The sequence below is a fragment of the Legionella shakespearei DSM 23087 genome (assembly GCF_000373765.1).
Taxonomy (GTDB): domain Bacteria; phylum Pseudomonadota; class Gammaproteobacteria; order Legionellales; family Legionellaceae; genus Legionella; species Legionella shakespearei.
Map to the genome: position 1 here is coordinate 1 of NZ_KB892410.1, position 21,731 is coordinate 21,731.

The following is a 21,731-nucleotide window of genomic DNA, read 5'->3' on the forward strand; positions in this document are numbered from 1 at the left end:
GTGTATAATTTCATAATGCCTCGAATTTGATTGTTTAGGATTGTAAGCGGACGTACTTTAAGGAGTCCAATCAACTATTCAAACGTTTCGAGAGCAGGGCCAGAGTACCTTGATCTCCGCGGTTGCTAAACCAATCCTTCGACGGTCGCTCACGCCCGCGCTCTTTACTCTTGAAGTAAAGAGCTACTCTCTTATCCGACATTATATAAAATTTTAAACTTACAATCCTTCGCGCAAAAAGACGCGCTCAGGACGACATAAGTGATGTGTAGAAGAGACAGCTGCAAGCAGCCACCCTTACGCTTGCTGGCGGGAACATTTGATGAATGCTTTAATTATGTCCGGCTTGCGATTTAATCCAAATTTAAATTTAATATTATTAATGTGATTTTCAATGGTTCTCGGTGAAAGACCGAAATGTATTGCCACCTCTTTAGCTGTGTATCCTGATTTAAGCAGATGCAAGCAGTCCATTTCGCGTCTCGTAAATTTTATCGATTTTCCCAGATAATTAATAACCTGATGTTTTATCTTTGAGGCTTCAGCTTGAAAATCATTTAATTTTATCGCTTCGTTATTAACAGATCCTAATCGCAGCCGCATGTTTTCGGGTAAAATGATTTTATTGCATTCGCCTTGCGTGATAAGTTTGTTAGCTTTGTTTTTAAAATCAAATACAAATTGATCTAGAATATCTCTCTGATTTAGGTAAAAATTTATAATTTGCTTGTTATAAAGTGCCGAGGCAAATACAAAATAATCGACATAATTCTTATTGCTGTTAACAAGATAAACAAAATTATCCAAGCCAAATAAGTTCTTGTAATCATTCAGAGCATAAGAAAAACTCTCTTCAACATCCTCATAAACTAAAAAGTGGTACTTCTGTTGTCGCAGCTCTTCAAATGTAAAGGGAAAAGTCGGCCCAACCTTATATCCACATTTAAGATGATGTTGATACAAATTTTTATTGCTAATTAAAACAGATATTGACCCATCAATAAAATACCGGACATGGCAAAAATGCTCAATACCGTATCTTTTTAGTGGCAACGCAAGCTCTGAAACATCTTTGATTATCTGAGCAGAATAATGATTTTCCTGAAGAATTATATTACTCATTTAAGACCTCAAAAACTTATTTTTTATTTCTTAATTTAACGTGAGTTATGGATAAAACAAGCTTCTTATCCATAACTCACGTTAATTTATAGCAATAACGTGTCGCGCATTATACAGTGATAATCTCTTAATGCACTATAATGTGTTCAGATTGTAATACGCAAACTCAGGCGAAGCGCCATAACCCATGGCAATCCCTTGCTGTTTTTGTAGTCCGGTCTGCTTGCAGCTGTCACTTGATCTACGACGTGGATGGGGTAATGGCATAGATGTGTAGAAGAGTCAATTGCTTGCTGCCGCGATTATGCATCCGTGATCCCGGCTGCAAGCAGACCTGGCTACATTTTTGATCCATCCAGCTACACCACTGAGCACATCATTCATTTTTACTAATGCATCATCAAATGTCAGGCTCACCGGCCATTTCTAAAAGGTTGGTAACCGGTTGTGTTGTTGTACGATTTCATTAGAAACACTACCCGCTTAGTTATCTTGGTTGTCTCTGTTATACCCAGCTAAAAATGCATCCAGAATTTCATCACATGCTTTTGCAGTTAAAGGTTTTATAAGAACGGCATTCATGCCTGCATTAATGCAACGCGTTTTATCATCCTCTTCGCCATGAGCCGTCAAGGCAACAATTGGTGTATGTATTTTCGTGTCCAATTCCTGAACTCGAATCATATGAGTTACCTCATAGCCATCTATATCCGGCAGGCCTATATCCATAAAAATTAAATCGTAGTGATTGGTTCTACACAATTCGACTGCTTTTTTCCCCGTATCGGCAATATCCGCCCTGCAATTCAATTTATTAAGTATTGATTTGGCAACCGATTGGGCAATTAAATTGTCTTCAACAATAAGTACAGTATATTGTTTCTGCATTAATTCATTCGCAGAAATCTCTGTGGATTTAGGAGGTATGGCTTTAGTTTTATGTGAGGCTTTCGTTATTTCATTCATTTCCTCATCCACACCAAAATCATTATTGAGCAAGGCCTCATTAAGGGGAATGCTGCAGGTAAATCGAGTCCCCTTTTTTCTTTCACTTTCTACATAGATTTCGCCACCCAAATCATTAACAAATTGTTTCACTACAGAAAGTCCAAGCCCTGTCCCCCTATAAATCCCCTGATAAGAAGGCGTCAGCCTCTTGAACTGAATGTAGATTTCCTGTTGTTTTTCTTTTGGAATACCAATTCCGGTATCTTCAACAATTAAATTAATCACTAATTCCCTACCTTCTTTTTTTGCAAGCAGCAGCGATAGCTTGACCGAACCGTGCTCAGTGAAATTCAATGCATTTGCAACCAATTCGAGGGCAATTCGATGTAATCTTATTTTGTCACCCACTAAAAATTGCGGGATGGCCGGATCGACATAAAGTTCGAGTGCCAGTTTCCTTTCAGCAGCTTTAGCCCTATTCAAGTCAATAACATGGCGCATGGTTTTTTGTAGATTGAATTTTTTCTTTAAATTGGGGATGTCGCCAGAACTGACACGGATTGAATCCAATACCTCATCTAATAAGTCAAGTAGGGCATGGCTTGAAGCAATCAGATTTTCTGCATATTCCTTGATTCGCAATTCCTGAGACTCCATTTTAATCATGTCCGCAAATCCGACTATTCCGGTTAATGGGGTCCGTATATCATGGCGCATATTCTCAAGAAACTCTGATTTGGCCTTACTGGCTGTTTCAGCCTCTTCCTTAGCCTTTTCCAATTGGGATTCATACAGCTTTTCCTTAGTAATATCAACAGCAACCCCTGTGACACCACAACAATTTCCTTTGTTATCATAAATGGGAAATCCATTATCCATAATCCAGCGAATCTCACCATCTGGTCGCACAATCCTGTAGTGTTCTGATAACCGTGCAGCAGAGCCAAGCCTGGCCACTCGGGCAGCCATTTCCTGAATCGGGTGTCCTTTCAACGCATCTTCAGGATGCAGGAATGAAACCCAGATTTCGGGGGTATCATAAAGTTCTTGTCGCGATCGACCCCATATCTTTTCATATGCTGGACTAATGTATTGAATGGTTTTAAAGTCGGGGCTGCTTAACCAATAGACATTATCACTCTTTTCTGCGAGTTTGGATAAAAAAAGACCGACCTCTTTCAGGTAAGACTGAATATGCTTATCTTTTCCCATCACAATTCCAAATTAAGCTATATCTTTATTGTAGCAAACAGTTGAAGCAATATTATCGATAGGAACAATTGTTATTTATTACAATGACTTAGAGATATCGTCTGTTTCCATATGAGTGTTTTTATGAAGGATTTTCATATTGGGCCTGGAGCTGTGCACTGAAGCTGCTTCAAATAAAGCATTTCTTGCTTCAGATAATAACTCTCCAAGTACTTGATGTTGCAATTTTAAAACAAGACACGATACTTCATGGTTTAGTTCAGGTATGCGGTTTAAAAAGCTGTTTTGCACTTTTGAACCAATCTCTGCCAGTGAAATTAACGTCTCTTCCAACTTCCAATGCAATTCCTTATTTTTTCTTATTCTTGCATTCGATAATCGCTTTTCAATGCGATTTAACAGGTCTTCAAGTTCTTCAAGCGACTCGCTGCACGTTATTCTGACTAATCCTTTTGCCGGGTTGATGCCATAGTAGGATAATGGCGATATCATGACAAAATCATGAAATAATAAAGAATAGGAAATTTCTTCATCACCTGAAATCAAATGCTTTTCCCCTAAAGCGCCGTGAACTTTTGAGTCGAGTTCTTCACCAATCAAATCACTTAAATCAGCCAATACATAAAAAGTACCATCAGGTCTTACATTTCGTTCAGGCAAATTGGCTCCCATCATCATAATTCTCTGATGAACATATTCTACCTTGGGAAGATAGAAATCAGAGATTGCAGCCCTGTCAGACTCCTGAAAGTGCATCATCGCATGAGCATAAGCAAGTTGGGCTGATATGGGAGAATGACCACAATTTGTAATGTTGTACCTCAGAAGTTTAACCATTACATCGGGATCAAAAGCCATAGTGATTGCCATGCGCTCCCCAGCAGCCGACATGCCCTTGGTACCGGAGCGCATCACTATCATACGAGACTTTAAATCGGGAGCCGCTGACAGCAAGGATATATGTTGACCATCCAACACCATTTCTGCATACGCTTCATCTAATATAATGTAGAGTTCAGAAAATGTTCTTAATACCTCAGCAATCTGCTCTAATTCCTCTTTGTTTAAAACAGTGCCCAAGGGATTATTAGGATCACACAAAAGAAAGGCTCGAGGATATTTACCATCAGATTGAGCCAGCTCATAAGCAGACTCTATACTGAGCTTTAAGCTTTCTGCAGTTAATCTGTAACCCGAATGCTCCATGACAGGGACGGGATGTAACAGGGATGTCGATTCAGCATATAAAGTATAATAAGGGAATGGAGTCACAATACGAAAATGGCCTGGTTCTTCATTACTCATTTGCAAGGATGAAAAAATAGCTTTTAAAGCCCCCGATCCACCGACAGTAAATAGAACATTTTTGTCGCTAACATCTGTTTGATACCAGTTTGACATGGCCAATGCCATCATTTGACGGGCTTTTATATTCCCTTGAGGATGATCATAAGAGATGGCTGAACCATCATGATGCATCCAATAATCAGCTAAAAACTCGCGAATATGTCGATTAAGGGGTAAAGACGGCTTACCAATACCTGCTGCTATTACTTTTAAATTGTTATGATTACCATGATGTTGCAGGTGTTGTACCCACATATTAAGCAACATGGTCTTATCCATTTTATCCGCCGCTTGGCCTTCTGGCGTATACATAAACTCTCCATAAGTAACGTAGTTTGGCTATGCTTTAAAGTATATAATTAGGCCAATATGATACATTAACACCATATTTATGTCAAAAATAGTCAGCTCTCTGGTATCAGAGTAACTTCCCGCTTCAGGATGCATTTTTCCAACAACAATGAGAAATAAATTGTAGCCCGGTTGCAAGCAGTTGGCTCTTGATCACATCTTTGTTTATGCTTTGTTGCTTGTCCCATTGGTATCTAGACAAATGCTATATCAAACTCTGTGCTGCAACAAAAATTCCGCTTCCTGACGGTCGCGGCTCGGTTTCCGGTGCACGATGAAGTATATACGAACACACGAAAACCGAGCCGCGACCGTCAGGAAGCGGAACAGTTATACTGGCAGGGACAATATTTCTTCCCTGCCCCCCCCCTGGATCCCTCGAACAAGACGAAGAATGTCGGAGTCAATGCCAGATTGTATTGAGATTGCTTGATATATTTTAAAGCTCAAATTAACGATGTCCATATCATGTGATTAGACGAGTTGAACATTCAAGCCAGGTGAGCTCCATAATGGTCTATTATAAATAATATTGGATAAATATTATTTATTTAAAAGGTGTGTGTTCATGAAAAAAATTATATTTTCATTATTAATGTGCATCTATATTGAATCTTTTGCGGCAGTCGTCGTTGTTGACAATCAACCACTGCCTTTAGAATACCAAGGGAATTTATACTATTGGCCACTCAATCTGAATATTACCCCAGACACAAAAAATTTGTTTATTACCATGGATGGGATTAGAAAAATATGTTTTCTGAATAAGGCACCACCTGGATTATTGGAACAAGTCTCCCTGATTAGTATTATCATCAAAGGGAAAAAAACCGATTGGAATTGCTTTCCCTACACAACTACTTATCATGAGGTTCGGCCTTAAAATCTTCGTAAAAGGTGCTGGTTTCTGACTTTAGAGAAGCTATATATCTCGCGACATTTGTGAGTTCATTAAATCAGGTCTATAACTATACAATATAATGAGGATCTTCTGATGCCTGCAAAGAAACCCACATGTAAAACTAGCCTGGCAACCATGCCTTTCTCACCTACGAATACTCACACTAGTGAAATAATACTATCTAGCATCATTAAATCATTACCGGGCAGCATCTATTGGAAAGACAAAGAGGGATACTATCTTGGCGCCAATGATACTATGTTAGAAATGGTTGGCATGACTTCCGTTATTGGCAAAACCGATTTTGATATGCCTTAGTCAGCAGCAGCCGAATCTTTACGCCAGAACGACTTGAAAGTAATGATGTTGAACACGCCTTTAGAGGTTGAAGAAACTGCAACGTTAGCTTCTGGAGAGCAAGTTACGGTATTGTCCAGAAAAGCGCCCTTACACGATGAAAAGGGAAACGTAATTGGCATCGTTGGAACTTCATTAAATATCACTCAGAGAAAAGTACAAGAATCAATTCTACGCTCAGACAAAGAGCAAACTCAATCTACCCTTGAAAATATTTTAGCCAATATGCCTGGGCACGTTTATTGGAAAGATAAAAATGGGGTCTATTTAGGATGCAATAATCGACAGGCCAGAAGTTTAGGCTTTCAGTACGGTTATGAAATTGTGGGTAAAACCGATTTTGACTTGCCTTGGGGAGAAAATAAGGCGGAACAATTTCGTAGAAATGACTTGCATATCATGGAAACAAATGAAACTGAAATCATTGAAGAAAAATCCCAGGTCGATGGAAAAGATTCGACTGTACTTAGTCACAAATCTCCAATGCATAATAAACAAGGTGAAATTACAGGTATTTTAGGAATTTCAATAGATATCAGTGATAGAAAAAAAATTGAAGCTGAATTAAATAGAGCAAAAGAACTAGCCGAAGCTGCCAGTAGAGCTAAAACCGAATTTTTAGAAAACATGCGACACGATATTCGCACACCACTGACCGGAATTGTCGGCTTCTCTGATATCATAAAATTAGAAGCTAATGCTCCTCATATTAAAGAATATGCTGATAATCTCGTAGCATCGAGTCATGCATTATTAGATTTTATGGACGAGGTTCTGGAAGCTATTCGAGTCAGTTCCGGAGACGTGCCAAAACTTAAGAGAAAATTTATTCTAAATCACATCATGCAACATGCCTTTGATTTGAACAAGTCTAAAGCGGCCTCAAAACGTCTGGATTTTTCTATGAATTTTGATGAGTCCATTCCTAAATATTTAATTGGTGATAATGTTCGTATACACCGCATTGTACTTGAGCTACTTGCTAATGCACTCAATTTTACTGACATCGGATTTGTTAAACTTACCGTTGAGTTAGCAAACAGAAACGAGCGAGAAATAATAGTTAAATTCATTATTCAAGACAGCGGTATAGGAATACCTAAAGACAAACAACAAGAAATCTTTCTTCACTTCAGACGATTAACTCCATCCTATAAAGGAATTTACAAAGGGGCAGGGTTGGGCCTCTCTGTTATTAAACAATTTATTGACGATTTGGATGGAGAAATTTATGTGGATAGTGAATTGCAAAAAGGAAGCACTTTTACTTGTGTTATACCATTAAAAGTATCTCTTCTTGAAGATGATACAGGACTTCAAGAGGATTTCGAAACCTGCCCTCCTCTATCTAGTGAGCCGGCAACAAATAACACTCTAATCAAGTCCAGTACATCAAATCCTAAAGAGTATCGGCACCAAGTTCTGGTAGTTGAAGACAATATCATTGCTCAGACAGTTGCAAAATCTATTCTGACTCAATCAGGTTGTCATGTCGATATAGCCTCTAATGGACAAGAAGCATTAAGCTTATGGAGATCAAAACAATACGAGCTAATTTTCATGGATATAGGTCTTCCAGATCTTGACGGGTATCAAGTTACTCACCATATACGGGTACATGAAATTTCTCAAAACTGTCATATTCCTATTATTGCACTTACAGCTCACGTAGGTGAAGAAAACAAACAACGATGCATTGAAGCAGGTATGAATGCAGTTTTAAGCAAACCACTATCAAAAAAGAGTTGTGATGAAATACTGAATTCGTTTATTTCCCAAAATAAGAAGCAACAATCAATTTCTAAATCCGGGGCTTCCGATTTGCCAGCAACAGAAGAAGATTTATTTAAATTATCATCCTTTTCAATACTAGATGAAAAGGAAGGAATTAAAACAACAGGCACTGAAGACATGCTTCGCGAAATGTTGCAATTCATGCTTAGCTCATTGCCTGAAGATATAAACCAGCTTAAAGCAGCACATGACACACTGAACTGGGAAAAAGCACAACAAATAGCACATAAAATAAAAGGTGGCGTAGTATATGTCGGAGCAATTCGAATGAAAATGGCGTGTCAATATTTGGAACGCTATTGGAAATCTGGGCAACGGGAATTATTGGAGCAATTGTATCAACAACTACTCCACGTCATCAATGAAAGTATGGCAGCAATCGAGCAATGGGTTAAGAAATAAATGTTGTAACACATCATTGAGCTTCTAAAAAAGATGTATGCACTATATCCCTGGAATGAAAATCAATTTTTTTCGCAGGATATTTTTTAAAACGTAAAGCAACTGGTCTAAGAAGATTAGGAAACTCAGGACTGATTAAGTAATGATAAGTAGCGGCCATCGCTTTATTCCGTCCACTGGGATAAACCTCAAAATCATAGTTTTTTTCTGTCCATAAACACATAACAGCACATTCTTCAATTAAATAATCCAGGCATAACCTGAATGCACGCTCAGGATCAATATCGTTTTGATCATAGCGGCTTAAATAGCGAGTCAAAAAATCATCAATATTGGCATTGATGGCTTGTCGGAATAGTTCATTTGAATCATATTCATTTTGCACGCGCAAATGGCTATTAATATAATTAGGGCTATTGTACCAATCATCCCATCGCATGATATCAAAAGGAATGGTTAATTGACTGTAAGCCATTTCATTGCGTTTTAACCACTCGTCGCCCTCTGTAACAGCTAATTGATACAATTCATCAGGAGAAGCATGATTCATAATTCCTATGGTATGTCGTTGTACACTATCATCAACCAGAATAGTACACTGCTTGAATGAATTATTGATAAGTTTAATTACAGCTTCAAATTTAGCGCCCTCATGTATGACCTGTCCAACGCTAATCGGCATTAAACAGCTTGATTTGGGAAATAGTTTTCTTTCTTCGGGGGAATTCTCTCTAAATGATGCCTTTACTATTCTGTTATCAACTAGACTCATCCATAACTCTCCTTATAAAATTGCCGCGAAGTACGTTTATATCTGTGCAGAAGAACAAAAAGAAAACAATTTTAACACATTGACACGGTTTTTGTCTATTTTTTATTCAATTATGTTGTGAATTCTTTAATAGGTCCATATCAATGGAGCCAGATTCGATTGATTAATGGTTAAGAGGAAATACGGGATCAGGAATCAATCGAGTCAGCCCCCATTGACTCCGTAATTGCTGTTCTTTTAGATGCTATGGAGCCTGGACCCAATATGATATCTATATCTTATAGAAATTTTTTATTGCCTGCACAACACGTTCAACATCTTTTGCTGAAACATCAAGATGTGTAACCAACCGAATCATGTTTTTATTATTCGGCTTTTTAGGAAAAATTATTCCCTGTTTGATTAAATTATTGTGTAATTCAGGATAATCAAGGGGTGCTTTGATAAAAAGCATATTTGTCTGTACGGCATTTACCTCAATTTCCTCTATTTCTTGCAATCCTTCGGCAAGCAACAAAGCGTGATCATGATCGTCACTTAGGCGTGTGATATTATTTTCCAAAGCATAAATACCTGCTGCAGCAATAATCCCTGCTTGTCTCATTCCACCACCTAAAACTTTTCGCCAACGCCTTGCCTTTTTTATCAGCTCTTGAGTTCCACATAATACAGAACCAACAGGAGCTCCCAATCCTTTTGACAAGCATATGGATATGGAATCAAAATTTTTGCTAATGTCATGAAGCGCTACTTTAAGTTGGGCACACGCATTAAAAACGCGTGCTCCGTCTAAATGACTCAGCAAGCGATGCTCACTGCAAAAAGGTTTGATTTTTTGTAAGTAATCCATAGAAAGTACTTTGCCATTGGTTGTATTTTCAAGACAGAGTAATTTGGTTCGTGCATGATGATCATCAATAGGCTTAATTGAGAGCCTTACTTTATTTAAATCAAGTGTTCCATCCTCCTCAAAATCGAGGGGCTGAGGTTGTACGCTACCAAGAACAGCCGCACCGCCTCCCTCCCATAAGTAAGTATGAGCCGTTTGACCTACAATGTATTCATCTCCCCTTTCACAATGAGCGATGATACCTAATAAATTGGACTGCGTACCACTCGGAGCAAAGAGAGCAGATTCCATCCCAGCACGCTCAGCAATCATTGCTTCAAGTTTTTGAACTGTTGGATCTTCACCAAAAACGTCATCCCCCACCTGCGCATTCATCATGGCATGTAACATAGCCTGATTCGGTTTGGTCACAGTATCACTACGTAAATCAACACTATTCATATTTGAGCCTTAAGTTTAGATATTATGCTGTCTTTTTTAAGAGCAAAACCTATATTCTTGAGTGATAAATGTCAACTATAGATTAGAGAATCCTGACTATCAGCAGAATTTGAAAAAGATTTAATTCAAGAATCTATTATGGTCTTCAACACGGAGCAGGTGATAGAATTGGTACGACTGATCCATAACGTTAAATTACAGAAACGAGGCAAATGCGAACTGCAGTTAATCTAATGGGGACATTTTTAGAGTTTAGGCAGATCCAATACATATGCATCTGCCTAATTAATTTTATGACTTAAAAGACGATACACTAATTTGTTCATCGGCTAACTTTATAGCTTCAGCGGAATTTCCAGAAGCCGCCGCTTTTTCCAAGGCAGTGCTTGGGACAGCCTCTTTAAATTCGCTTTTCTGATTGCTTCGACAACATTGTTAGCAGAGCCTTGCCCATTATCGCGATCATATCCCCAAGGATCCATTTCATCTCCAGACACATCTATTTTCATAACCCTACCTTCTAAGTAGTCAAAATATGTCTGACCTTTGTCAAGATATTTTTGAGCATTTTCTGCTGTCATCTTAGTATTACTTTTTGCAGCAAAAAAAACCAGGCCAAGAGGTTTGCTATTGTTGAATAGTTCAGCAACAAGGGTTGCTTTATCAATACCCTTAATATCTATTTTCATTTACAACTCCACAAAGTAGATTAATTTCAGAGTAGAATTATAAACTGTTTTTTTTTTGCGCAATTGGTGGGGTAAAATAAATTGTATAATCCTTATACGATGAAATGACCATCGACCCATCGCATAATCCATTTTTTATGTTAAATTATCTCAAGAAAACCCAATTATACATTAGTTAATCAAAACCCCTTCTTGACAATAATTTTGAAAGATATTAGTTTAAAACCAATTGCTAATAAAGGAGTTTCAAAATGCAAGGATGTTGCAAGTGTCATGGATTTTGTTGTAGATGCAATAATGTATATGTGTATGAAGAAGGGTTTTCAGATCACAAAAAAATGAAGGTTTCAGATTTCTTTGGATCAGAAAAGGAATTAGAGGAATTTCGAGAAAGTCAACAGCAAGAACAAGAGAAGCGTTATAATAACGCTCATCACGATAGTAGATTTTCCCTTAAATGTAATCTTTTTTGATACAATAAAATAGCAAGTCGAGTTGATCAATAGCCTGAGGCAAGTATTGCACTCCCATTTTGTACTGATTATGATGCCGCCTGATGGATTCAGGAAAATCTGGCATTTTAATTAATGGAGTAATCATAATGAAATTCAAATACAAAACACCAAAAACGCATCAATCTAAAAAAATTGACCTTTCAGGAAATGATTCAGAGTCCAGCAAATCGCCAGGCAAAAATGGTGGTAGTCTCGAACTAACACTAGCCCAAGCCACAGAGGGATACCTGCTTTCTAGTAATAGTAGAAAAAACAATGGTTTTTTTGGAAAAACAACTCTTCTTTCTCTGGCAAGCAAAGGCGGTAATGGCTGTGATGGCCTACGCGTACGTGAGAAAGACGGTTATTACAGCACCGTCGCAGAGGAAGGAACTAATGGAAGTGATGCAGGAAACGGAGGCCATGTTTGTATTACCGTCACAAAAGACAATTTAGCATTGTTAGATGCTATAGTGGCAATTGATACTCGTGCAGGCAAGCCAGGCAAAGCCGGGGTACACGGAGTCAGAGCAGCCAATGGTAAAAACTATTCCTATCCACTTTATCCCGGTAGAGAAGGCCATGCTGGTTCTTGTACATTTCGTGTTCTTGATGATGGCAGTATAAAAATGTATGAATCGCCCTACCAGCTGAGTTTATCTTTAGTTTCAGTGAATAATTTGAATCCCTTGGGTTTAAATCCGGAGGATACCATTGAAATCCAATTGGCGTTGGCCAATACTGGCCCCATGGATAGCCCGGAAAATATCTCTTTAGGTTTTGTATCAACTGATATGAAGTATCAAGGGAAGGAAAAACCTGAGTTCAACCAGATTTTGGCAGGAAGGTATAAAACAGTTAATATTTCCTTTCAGGTATTATCGAAGAATGACGTGAAAAAAGATGAAACCCGTGAGTCTTCACTCCCCTCCAATCTGAATATCCGCTTTTTCGCCTATAACCCCAGACTCGATAAAGCATACAATGGGAGCGAAATTACTGTTTCTCTACCCGTAGCGTCAGAGTCATCAATTACTATGCAACCGTAGCCAGCTAGCTAGCCTTGATGCGGTGGAACGAAATCAAGGCTGGTAAAATAGCCAACACCATAATGATTTAACGTGAACTCGGGATAAAGAATAAATAGACAGTAGATGCTTTTTACCCCGTTCGAACGAGAGTTTATAGAGGACTTATCCGAAATAGACGGTAAATATCATCTTCCTCACAATCAAGGCTATCAACCTCACAACCAACTCCATCAGCAGGACTCATGAGGGATATATACTTTGAATACGCCTTTTTCCGACTAAGCGTTTCCTCCTCAGTAACCATTGTAGTTTCAGAGTTTTCATCTGCTTTTTTTAAGTTTCTAACAACCACTTGATCGTCACATATTTCAAACTGATGAAGGTGATTACCATGCTCTACAGTAGCTCCATTGGCAAAAAAGGAACCTCTCTTTAAGCGATTGACTTGGCAATCAGGGTCACCAACTCCGACTGATATGACATTTCCCATCGTTACATCCTCTAGTTGAAAGAATAGAGTTTTATAGAACCTACAAGGGGTTGTCAACCACCTAATAAATCAAGCATCCTTTTCATTGGGCTAACCACACATTGCCAAACGACAAGGATAGAGGTAAATTTGTTATACATATGTGATGTGATCAAGCACGTCAAATTACAAGTCGCTCTTAATTAAGGGATATCATGTCGTTAACAGAAAGCATCGTACAATATGGATTTTCAATCAGCTTAATTGTTAATGCAGCCTTATTCATTCCTCAAATCATCTCATTAATTCGCACTAAATCAGCCAAAGGTATCTCATTAATAACTTTTGGAGGGTTTAATGTAATCCAGTTATTTACCCTGCTTCATGGGGTTTATGTAGAGGATTATCTCCTTGCTGGCGGCTATCTTTTAAGTATTGCCACGTGCGGCACTGTATCCCTGTTGATTATTTATTATCGTTATGTAAGAAAAGAAATAGGTTCAACAACAATCAATACAAAATGAATAATTAAAAAACTTAATGATTTTATTTTGATCATGTGTTATAATATCCCACTCCTTAAGTTGGTCACTCAATGGAATTGGATATGGATATAAAACAAACAAATCTTGCATTACTCCCTTACGAACCCCACATCATCATCAAAGACATTACTCAGAAAATAAACGTCATCGAGTTAATGAGTGCACTACTCCACCAATTACATCACGCACTTTGTCATTTCGAGAACAATGAACTCTCTCGATTTGATGCACAAGTAGGTGAAACGCTGTGTCAAATCAGAGCCTATAAAATCTATTATCTTGCTGCTTATTCATCGCATCATTTCTTGGAGCAGGTTGGAACACTGAAAATACGTGTATTAGATGGAATAAACACCCTATCCATGCAGGCAAAACAGTTTCAGCAAGAGCTCAGACTACATAAAAACGAACGCTCTGAATTCATTCGTAGCCCAATGACTCTGAGCGTTTTTTTTAAAGAATTAAAATGCCTTATTCCTTTATCCGATGATACCTTATTTTTATTTAGTTCCTTTTTTTTATGTCATTATCATGTGGTCGATGATAACCATATACCAATGGCAATTAATTTTAATGCCATCGAAAAAGAACTTTCGTTATCTCGCAGTTTCGCTAAAAAACTGGGACATTTTCACCAAAAAAGACTGTCTGAATTATCCTGCGATTTTATATTTAATCTGGTAAAAGAGTTACCAGAGTCTCAGGAACTGGAATCCATATTACCCCTGGTACATCACAAAGCAGATGAAGGGCGTATGGTCTTACCCTGTTATTGCGTGACAGAAATTATCGTACTGCATATGATTGAAAAAAACGCCAATATGTTGTTCCTGGTCGATGTCATAACCCCAACAAAAAGAGCCCGAATACCTCTCTTTTTAAGAGGTTCAAAAAAACAACAAAATTTTGAATTAATAGAACATGATACCGCTCATGATGAACCGTGCATGGTTATGTACGGTTCACGTAAATCTCATAACACTGGAATTAAAAACATACAGAAACAATTACTCTTAATAGGAATTAAGGAGGTAATTCTCTCAAATAATGCGGCGCACCCTCAATACTCTGGGAAAACGCTGAGCTCTTATAGAGAAAACCATTATGCAACCTTAATTTCAGAACGTACTTCATTATCCGTCCAACAATTGGCTATTATTCAAAAAAGAGCCAATCATTTAGCGCACTTAAAACATCGAGCAAATATTCTAGGATGTACCAGCGACAACCCAGCATTGTTTGTGCTACAACATATCTATTGCAGTACCATAAAGAACGACATGCAAAGACCGATAAGAGTACAGTAAAAAAATATGGTCATTTAAGGATTATACTTAATTCAATAAGAATGAAAGGAATGGATTGACTGGATGAAAATAAATCAAGTGGTGTCGTTATTAGAACACGTTCTCCCTCTGATGCCAGGATATGCTTATCTCCAGAATAAAAACGGCCAATACGTAGCGTGTACGCGCTCACAGGCGTTACTTTGGGGATTGAAAGAACCCAAAGATATTGTGAACCAAACCAACGCCACTCTACCTCTATTTCAAAAATACCCAGAATTGATGAATACATTAGATGGTATCCATCAACGCATTATAAAATCAAAGGTTGCTTTGCATTTTGACGAACCAGTACATTATCAGGATGAACATTTAATCGTCATTGGTTACTACAAAATTCCCTTATTTGAACAAAACCGGTTGGTGAGTATTTTATCATTGGTTATTGATGATCCGACTCATCCTGTTCCTATCAGGCCAAACTCACCTAATGATATAGCCTTAAAACACATATTAACCCACCTTCCAGAACACGTGTATTGGAAAAACAATCAAGGAAGATATTTGGGGTGCAATCTTGCACAAGCGCAAGATCTCAATTTAAACCATTGCGATGACATCATAGGAAAGACAGATTATGACTTATCGACTAAAGATAAAGCAGATCAGTTTTGGGAAGTCGATAATCAAGTATTATCCTTTGGAAAAACAATCGAGGTAGAAGAAGAAATAATAAAAAATGGAGAAAATCGGATCGTTATCTCAAAGAAATCACCGCTTTATGATGAATTGAACCAAGTGATCGGGCTTTTAGGGATCTCTTTTGATATTACGGATCGAAAAATGATGGAGGAAGAACTTAAAAAAGCAAAAGATGCGGCTGAAACTGCTAATAGAGCTAAAACTGAGTTTCTGGCTAATATGCGTCACGACATCAGAACTCCTCTCTCTGGAATAGTTGGATTTTCTGAACTGTTAAAAATGAATTCCACAGAGCCTCATATTCAAGAATATGCCGACAATTTAATCGCATCAAGCCATGCCTTATTAAATTTAATGGATGAGGTGCTTGAAGCAGTCAGAGTCAGCTCCGGTGAAATTCCTATGATGAAACGAAAATTTAACTTGTCGCATACATTAGAACAAGTCGTTGCATTGCATCAAGCCAAAGCACATGAGAAAAATCTCAATTTATCTTTTTCAGTGGACGAAGCTCTTCCCTACTTTGTGATTGGCGATAAAATTCGCTTGCATCGTATCGCGCTTGAATTAATAGGTAATGCACTCAACTTCACCGATAAAGGTTTCGTATCCCTCAATGTGCTATTAGCTAAGAAAGAGGCACAACATTTGGTCATTAAACTGACGGTCACTGATTCTGGAATAGGAATACCCAAAGAAAAGCAGCAGGAAATTTACCTGCAGTTCAAGCGACTCACTCCTTCTTATCAAGGTATTTATAAAGGTGCAGGCTTAGGACTTTATGTAGTAAAACAATTTATAGATGAATTGGGTGGAGAAATTTATGTAAGCAGCGAAATGCGTAAAGGATCTTGCTTTACATGCCTTATTCCACTTCAAGAACCGCTGATAGACGATAATTCAGGGCTTGATGAACATGAAGAGTCGATCATAGATAAGCCTTATATGAGCCCGGCCACCTATAAGCTATCCCCATCTTCCTCATCAGAACAACAAGATGATAATACAAATCCTTTTGTGCTCATTGTCGAAGACAACCATATCGCTCAAGCAGTGGCCTGTTCATTGCTACGTCACCTCTCTTGTCGCGTTGATGTAGCATCAGATGGAACAGAAGCTCTTTTGTTAGTAAAAGAAAATCGTTATGATCTTATTTTTATGGATATAGGTTTAGGTGATGGGCTAGACGGTTACGAAGTAACTCATCAAATTAGAAATGGATCAAATGAATTAAAAAATATTCCTATAATAGCGCTTACGGCACATGGTGGTGATGAGAACAAACAACGCTGTATTGAAGCGGGTATGGATGCAGTATTGACTAAACCTCTGACTAAAGTTCATGCAATGGATATTTTAAAGTCATTTATTCCATCAAAAAATCTGCATACTCCTGCTGATATCTCTATAAAAAAACGAAGAGATTTACCCGACAGTGACGAAGAACTCTTTCATCTCAATCAATTTTCTATTTTTAATCAAGAAGATGCATTGAAAAATTGCAGTACTCAGGAGATGTTAAAAGAACTTCTAACCCTAATGACACAACAACTTCCTGATGATTTAACGACCATGAAAAATGCCTATTTGTCCCAAGATTTTTCTTTAGTTGAAAAAACAGCTCATAAAATCAAAGGTGGAGCGGTTTATGTTGGAACAGTTCGCATGAAATACGCCTGTCAGTACCTTGAGCGCTATTGGAAATCAGGCGAACGAAAATTATTTGATGCACTATATCATCAGGCTATAACCACAATTGAAGAAACTATCCTCTATATTGAAGGATGGCTACGTCAACCATGCTAAGCAATGTCCTGATGCAGTTGAAAGTATGTGGTTAACTGCACTCTTCTCAGAAAAACCTTGATTTCGTTTGCATCAAGGTTAATTTATTCTCAGATATATACTTCATTTTATGGATATATATTCACCCTTTAAATCAAAAAAAGTTGTGTTCTCTAGTTCTTTTGCACGCTTATCAGTGCGTTCTATTAGGCAGTCTACAGGTTCTGCACTGAACGCCCAAGCACAATCCAAGTCTCTAAAGACAATCCATTGACGTTGGGATTTAATAAGCTTTCTACGTGACTCAAATGGAAGTTTTTTAAGTATTTTTTTATAAACATTATTTAATTTCTTATCTACATAATTAAGCTCATATAGCCTAGTGTCACCTCCAACAGACATTGCGTTTGAAGTGGCCATTATCGAGAATAATAGAATTAACAATTTTATCAAAGGCTTATTCTTACAGTTTAATCTCATACTTATTCTCCGAAATTAATAATTTAACGTGAGTTATAGATAAGAAGATTTGTTTTATTCAATCGTTACTTCGATGCCGTTCGGACTGAGGAAGCGCGATAGCGCTGTCTCGAAGCCTTGGCATCGTACTAAGACTTCGAGACGAGGCTATCGCCTCTACTCACCCGAACGGAGCGAGGTAAATCAAGCCTCTTATCCATAACTCACGTTAACTTAACATAGAAAGAGCTCGTTGACGCTCTTCTGGGTATCTACCATAGTATCAATCGAGTCTGGCCTCATTGACCTTATTATGTCATGCCCGGCGCGCACAATCCCGGTTGCAAGCAAGCTGGGCTACGCGTGCTATGGCTATTGGCAACGTCACAGTATGGCGATGTTTCTCAACGCTGGCTATTAGTCAAACCAAAGTCAGAGAAGAGCATATTTTGAATAAATTTACGATGCATTATATTATCTCTCAAATTTAACAATCATTGGGACGTATCCCCATGACCTTACACAAGATTCTCTCAATCACTCTTTCGCCTAGCTAAAACGACATCCTTTTCTTTTTTTGATATAGAGAGATATTTTTCTTGCTGATACTCCCCTGCCTCACTCATTGAGGGAGTATAAGCGAGTCGCCCTAGTTTTTCTTCTTCGAATGTTATGCTTCCATAAAATCCATCATAATAAACCAATTTATTCTCTTCCTTTTCAGAAAATCGATAGTTTTTTAAATAAGAATTATTTTCAGCAAAGCCATAGGCCTCATAAAAATCACCACTTCCAGTCCCAAATTGACTTATTAACAAAACATCAGATTTATTTATTTTAGCACCTGACAAAACCATTATATCCGCACCTTCATCGTTAAATCGTGTTTTGCTAAAACTTTTAAATACTTTTGTTCGATAATTTGAAAAAGATTTAGTCTCAACGTCATATAAATAAATAAAAAAATGGCCTACTTTGCTAATAGTATGGTACTCCTGTTTAGTTATACGTGAAAATGAATCCGTTTCTTCGCTTTTCTCATCTGGAGCATATAAATACGCTATAAATCGATGCCCATTGTTAGTTTGTAAATTGGCTTTAAATGGCGAAAGCAAGATGCTGTCTTGCATTTTAGGGGTAATAGTAATTTGCTCAATACCAGTCTCCTCAGCATAACAATTAAAAAACATAATCGTGATACAAATAAAAATAATGCTTTTAACTTTCCTAATTACAATCATTGTTTTCTCCATCTAATTTCTATACTGAGGTATTATATAATGAGGTTGATATGTAGGATTCATCTTCATGAATTCAGTCATTCCCTTATGGATTTTTTCCGTTTGCGCACTTGCCCAACTTACATTTGTTGCGTATTGCTGTGTTGCAGGATGCTCAGGGTTCCAACGCATCGAATAGAGAGTCCTCTGAGAGCCGGAACTATTATTTATCCAGCCTTTTGATATAACTTTTGCTCCTCCTATAATACCAAGCTCTATAGTTTTCCAGCCATTTTTATCCGCAAACTCAGCTCCTTTTTCTTTTGCTTTATTGTCATGAGCTCCGGCTCCAAAATAATTATGATCATCTACAGCAAGCTCACTTTTACCATTACCACTCTCATGCAGTGCATGCGCTATAAGGTAAATAGGGTTTACATTGTTTTCTTTAGCTGCAGCTAAAAAATAAGCACCTTTCCCAGCGAGAACCCCCTTATTTTTCAAGAAATCATCTAAAGTATCCACTTCAAATTCTGCTTCATAACGTAAATCCAGAAATTGAAATTTTTGCACTGGATCAGCTAACAATTTTTCAATGTTCATATGTTCTCTGATTTGATCTCTAGATGCCTCTACCCAACGTTGCCTTCCGTTTATTCTCATCTCATATTTTGAAGATGAACTTCCTTTCAATCTCGCTTGACGATTCAAAGCCTCTTCAAAAGTAAGCGGTGATTTTTGGTAGGTGATTCTCTCACGATTTGCGTTGAGGCTCAGTCCCATTGCGTCAAGGCTTTCTTTATCGTTTAAAAATTGCTCTACTCCGTGTGATTTTTCATTCCAATAATGGTTTTTGGCAAAGGTCTCTGAGCCTTTTTGTTTAAGATTTTGTGCTAAATAACTGAGATACACTTCATCTTCTGTTTGTTCTGGATGAATCATATCAAAAACGTTTTCGGTTAAAAAGAATTCGTCTGTACTTTTTAGTTCTTCCTCTTCTGGCATTAACGGGCTGTTTTCTCTGCCAATATCCACTATTGCTGAGCCGATTGCGCTTCCCAGGTTGTTGGCTATTATATCTGTTGCGTGGAAGTGGGTTCCTGTTGCTGCGGATTCGGCGCCTCCTGTTGCCAGGGCTTTTGCTTCTGTGGCCAGGATTCCAGATTGATGATCTATCTTTTTTAAGGTTGCGTCTATCTTTTTTAAGGTTGCGTCTATCTTTTTTAAGGTTGCGTCTATCTTTTTGCCGAAGGTGCCGCCCATGAAGCCGGCTGTCAGACCTGCTATTCCTAGTTGGGCCCAGTCGAAGTGTTGGTGTTTTCTCAGGCTTAAGCTTATTCCCTGGCTTAATGAATTTTGCTCCAGCATGGTGGCGGCGCTGCTGATGCTGAAATTTTGGGTTGGGGATAGCTTGTCTGCTGCGNNCATCAGAGCTTTGTATTGTTTTGATNCGCCAATNCCTCTNAGTANGCCAGCTGTTGCTGCTGTGGCGAGGCCGTTGATTAGGGCTCCTTTAAAATCTATTTTATCCTGCAGCCCGATTGCGCTTGAAANTGCCTGGCTTGCCATGTTTCCTGTAAATCCTGCGGTGAACCCTGCGGCCATAGATCCCGTAAGGGAGGCCATGCCTCCTCCGGCCAGGACATTAGCTCCTATATTAAACAACGAAGTCAATGATGCGGCGTTGGCTACTCCTGCAAGAGCACCTATTATCCCGGCAGTAAGAACTGTAGCGACTACAGCCACTACAGCTACAACTATCCTGGAAAAGATCCCGTGGTGCTTTCTTGGTTCTGGTATAGGTGGCGGTGTGGGGGGTAAGGGTGTTGTAGCGCTGATGTTGCCTATCATTTGATTGGCGTTGAGCACTTTGTGTGTTTTATTGGTGTGATGTTGCCCGGTTGCTACTGCAGGGAGATTAATACGTTGCCCTACACGCAGTTGGTCAATGCCGCTGGCATGGGCGTTTTTATTGCTGATGCCATTAGCATCAGCTATCAGATACCAGAGGCTACTGTCGCCATAAACCTGTAACGCGATGCTTTCCAGAGTATCGCCAGCTTGTACCGTGTAGGCTCCCAGATTCTCCTGAGGGGCTTCTGGTGGTAAACCTTCTGCCGTTTCTTCTGAGGTTCGACCTAAAAAGTCTTTGATAGACTTCCCTTTCACACCTACCTTATTGGATACACGCCATAAAAATGTGGCCGATTTATCTACAGCAGCATGAGTGCCTGACGGGGTGAAGCCGCTGTAAACATTTAAAGATTGCTTTTTATTTAAATCCAGGCGTTTGTTCTTCCTTTGCCAGGATTAACAGTAGATGCTCTGGTTGGTGTGGAAAGAAGTAGTACTTGCGTCACCTCTCTTTTGGATAAATAAATTAAACACTCACGCTCCAGTGTATGAAACCATTTTTTATTCATGGAGTATTCCTTTGCAGCCAGCCCTCAATATAGNTGATGGTTTCTTCTATAGTACTTACTGCCTGATGATAGAGTGCATCAAATAATTCACGTTGCCCAGTTTTCCAGTAGCGTTCAACATACTGACAGGC

19 protein-coding genes and 1 pseudogene are annotated in these 21,731 nt (G+C 38.5%); 8 read left to right on the plus strand and 12 right to left on the minus strand.

The window, feature by feature from the left end; translation table 11 throughout:
• Nucleotides 1-297: 297 nt before the first annotated feature.
• The 3 genes from B094_RS0110460 to B094_RS16060 all read right to left on the minus strand — a co-directional run bounded on the left by B094_RS0110460 (nucleotide 298) and on the right by B094_RS16060 (nucleotide 4,941).
• Entirely contained in the window at nucleotides 298-1,122 is an 825-nt protein-coding gene (locus B094_RS0110460) for a helix-turn-helix transcriptional regulator (RefSeq protein WP_018577758.1), read from the minus strand.
• A 483-nt stretch (nucleotides 1,123-1,605) separates the two neighbouring features.
• On the minus strand, nucleotides 1,606-3,282 hold the full coding sequence (locus B094_RS16055) for a PAS domain-containing hybrid sensor histidine kinase/response regulator (RefSeq protein WP_018577759.1): 1,677 nt from the start codon (nucleotides 3,280-3,282) through the stop codon (nucleotides 1,606-1,608).
• Between the two features lie 78 nt (nucleotides 3,283-3,360).
• Nucleotides 3,361-4,941 carry an aminotransferase class I/II-fold pyridoxal phosphate-dependent enzyme gene (locus tag B094_RS16060; RefSeq protein ID WP_018577760.1) on the minus strand — a complete coding sequence of 527 codons (1,581 nt, stop codon included), beginning with the start codon at nucleotides 4,939-4,941 and terminating at the stop codon, nucleotides 3,361-3,363.
• 607 nt (nucleotides 4,942-5,548) lie between these two features.
• Between B094_RS16060 and B094_RS0110480 the strand changes: the two genes are divergently transcribed.
• The 4 genes and pseudogenes from B094_RS0110480 (at nucleotide 5,549) to B094_RS17670 (ending at nucleotide 8,434) form a co-directional block, all read left to right on the plus strand.
• Entirely contained in the window at nucleotides 5,549-5,863 is a 315-nt protein-coding gene (locus tag B094_RS0110480) for a hypothetical protein (RefSeq protein WP_018577762.1), read from the plus strand.
• Nucleotides 5,864-5,974: 111 nt separating this feature from the next.
• Nucleotides 5,975-6,199 carry a hypothetical protein gene (locus tag B094_RS17585; protein WP_018577763.1) on the plus strand — a complete coding sequence of 75 codons (225 nt, stop codon included), beginning with the start codon at nucleotides 5,975-5,977 and terminating at the stop codon, nucleotides 6,197-6,199.
• A gap of 21 nt (nucleotides 6,200-6,220) precedes the next feature.
• A pseudogene (locus B094_RS17665) lies at nucleotides 6,221-6,793 on the plus strand (PAS domain-containing protein); the annotation flags it as partial.
• Nucleotides 6,791-8,434 carry a response regulator gene (locus tag B094_RS17670; protein ID WP_337589155.1) on the plus strand — a complete coding sequence of 548 codons (1,644 nt, stop codon included), beginning with the start codon at nucleotides 6,791-6,793 and terminating at the stop codon, nucleotides 8,432-8,434. The pseudogene B094_RS17665 and the gene B094_RS17670, both read left to right, overlap by 3 nt.
• Before the next feature lie 13 nt (nucleotides 8,435-8,447).
• Here the strand turns inward: B094_RS17670 and B094_RS0110490 are convergent, their stop codons facing one another.
• The 4 genes from B094_RS0110490 to B094_RS17340 all read right to left on the minus strand — a co-directional run bounded on the left by B094_RS0110490 (nucleotide 8,448) and on the right by B094_RS17340 (nucleotide 11,786).
• Nucleotides 8,448-9,206: a hypothetical protein gene (locus tag B094_RS0110490; protein WP_018577765.1), complete on the minus strand. Its 759-nt coding sequence runs from the start codon at nucleotides 9,204-9,206 to the stop codon at nucleotides 8,448-8,450.
• 271 nt (nucleotides 9,207-9,477) lie between these two features.
• Complete coding sequence (gene ltaE, locus B094_RS0110495; protein WP_018577766.1) at nucleotides 9,478-10,497, minus strand: low-specificity L-threonine aldolase; 1,020 nt, start codon at nucleotides 10,495-10,497, stop codon at nucleotides 9,478-9,480.
• Nucleotides 10,498-10,832: 335 nt separating this feature from the next.
• Nucleotides 10,833-11,186 (minus strand): hypothetical protein, encoded by a 354-nt coding sequence (locus B094_RS0110500; protein WP_018577767.1) that lies wholly within the window; start codon nucleotides 11,184-11,186, stop codon nucleotides 10,833-10,835.
• 453 nt (nucleotides 11,187-11,639) lie between these two features.
• On the minus strand, nucleotides 11,640-11,786 hold the full coding sequence (locus B094_RS17340) for a hypothetical protein (RefSeq protein ID WP_155823819.1): 147 nt from the start codon (nucleotides 11,784-11,786) through the stop codon (nucleotides 11,640-11,642).
• Nucleotide 11,787: 1 nt separating this feature from the next.
• Here B094_RS17340 and B094_RS0110510 point away from each other — a divergent pair, with 1 nt between their 5' ends.
• Nucleotides 11,788-12,729: a hypothetical protein gene (locus B094_RS0110510; protein WP_040524194.1), complete on the plus strand. Its 942-nt coding sequence runs from the start codon at nucleotides 11,788-11,790 to the stop codon at nucleotides 12,727-12,729.
• Between the two features lie 133 nt (nucleotides 12,730-12,862).
• Here the strand turns inward: B094_RS0110510 and B094_RS0110515 are convergent, their stop codons facing one another.
• Complete coding sequence (locus B094_RS0110515) at nucleotides 12,863-13,201, minus strand: hypothetical protein (protein ID WP_018577770.1); 339 nt, start codon at nucleotides 13,199-13,201, stop codon at nucleotides 12,863-12,865.
• A 194-nt stretch (nucleotides 13,202-13,395) separates the two neighbouring features.
• Here B094_RS0110515 and B094_RS0110520 point away from each other — a divergent pair, with 194 nt between their 5' ends.
• The 3 genes from B094_RS0110520 to B094_RS0110530 all read left to right on the plus strand — a co-directional run bounded on the left by B094_RS0110520 (nucleotide 13,396) and on the right by B094_RS0110530 (nucleotide 17,519).
• The gene (locus B094_RS0110520; protein WP_018577771.1) at nucleotides 13,396-13,704 is read left to right on the plus strand and encodes a PQ-loop domain-containing transporter; all 309 of its coding nucleotides are present in this window, start codon (nucleotides 13,396-13,398) and stop codon (nucleotides 13,702-13,704) included.
• An 83-nt stretch (nucleotides 13,705-13,787) separates the two neighbouring features.
• Nucleotides 13,788-15,032 carry a hypothetical protein gene (locus tag B094_RS0110525; protein ID WP_018577772.1) on the plus strand — a complete coding sequence of 415 codons (1,245 nt, stop codon included), beginning with the start codon at nucleotides 13,788-13,790 and terminating at the stop codon, nucleotides 15,030-15,032.
• A gap of 63 nt (nucleotides 15,033-15,095) precedes the next feature.
• A complete protein-coding gene (locus B094_RS0110530) occupies nucleotides 15,096-17,519 on the plus strand; it encodes a response regulator (protein ID WP_018577773.1) in 2,424 nt (807 codons plus the stop codon).
• 102 nt (nucleotides 17,520-17,621) lie between these two features.
• On the opposite strand, the gene B094_RS16070 is transcribed toward B094_RS0110530, so the two are convergent.
• The 4 genes from B094_RS16070 to B094_RS16085 form a co-directional block, all read right to left on the minus strand.
• Nucleotides 17,622-17,918 (minus strand): lysozyme inhibitor LprI family protein, encoded by a 297-nt coding sequence (locus B094_RS16070; protein ID WP_162263954.1) that lies wholly within the window; start codon nucleotides 17,916-17,918, stop codon nucleotides 17,622-17,624.
• Between the two features lie 572 nt (nucleotides 17,919-18,490).
• Nucleotides 18,491-19,198, minus strand: a complete 708-nt coding sequence (locus tag B094_RS0110540; RefSeq protein WP_018577775.1) for a hypothetical protein — start codon at nucleotides 19,196-19,198, stop codon at nucleotides 18,491-18,493.
• A gap of 12 nt (nucleotides 19,199-19,210) precedes the next feature.
• Nucleotides 19,211-21,028: an N-acetylglucosaminidase gene (locus tag B094_RS16520; protein WP_428829129.1), complete on the minus strand. Its 1,818-nt coding sequence runs from the start codon at nucleotides 21,026-21,028 to the stop codon at nucleotides 19,211-19,213.
• A 425-nt stretch (nucleotides 21,029-21,453) separates the two neighbouring features.
• Nucleotides 21,454-21,600, minus strand: a complete 147-nt coding sequence (locus B094_RS16085) for a hypothetical protein (protein ID WP_018577777.1) — start codon at nucleotides 21,598-21,600, stop codon at nucleotides 21,454-21,456.
• Nucleotides 21,601-21,731: the final 131 nt, after the last annotated feature.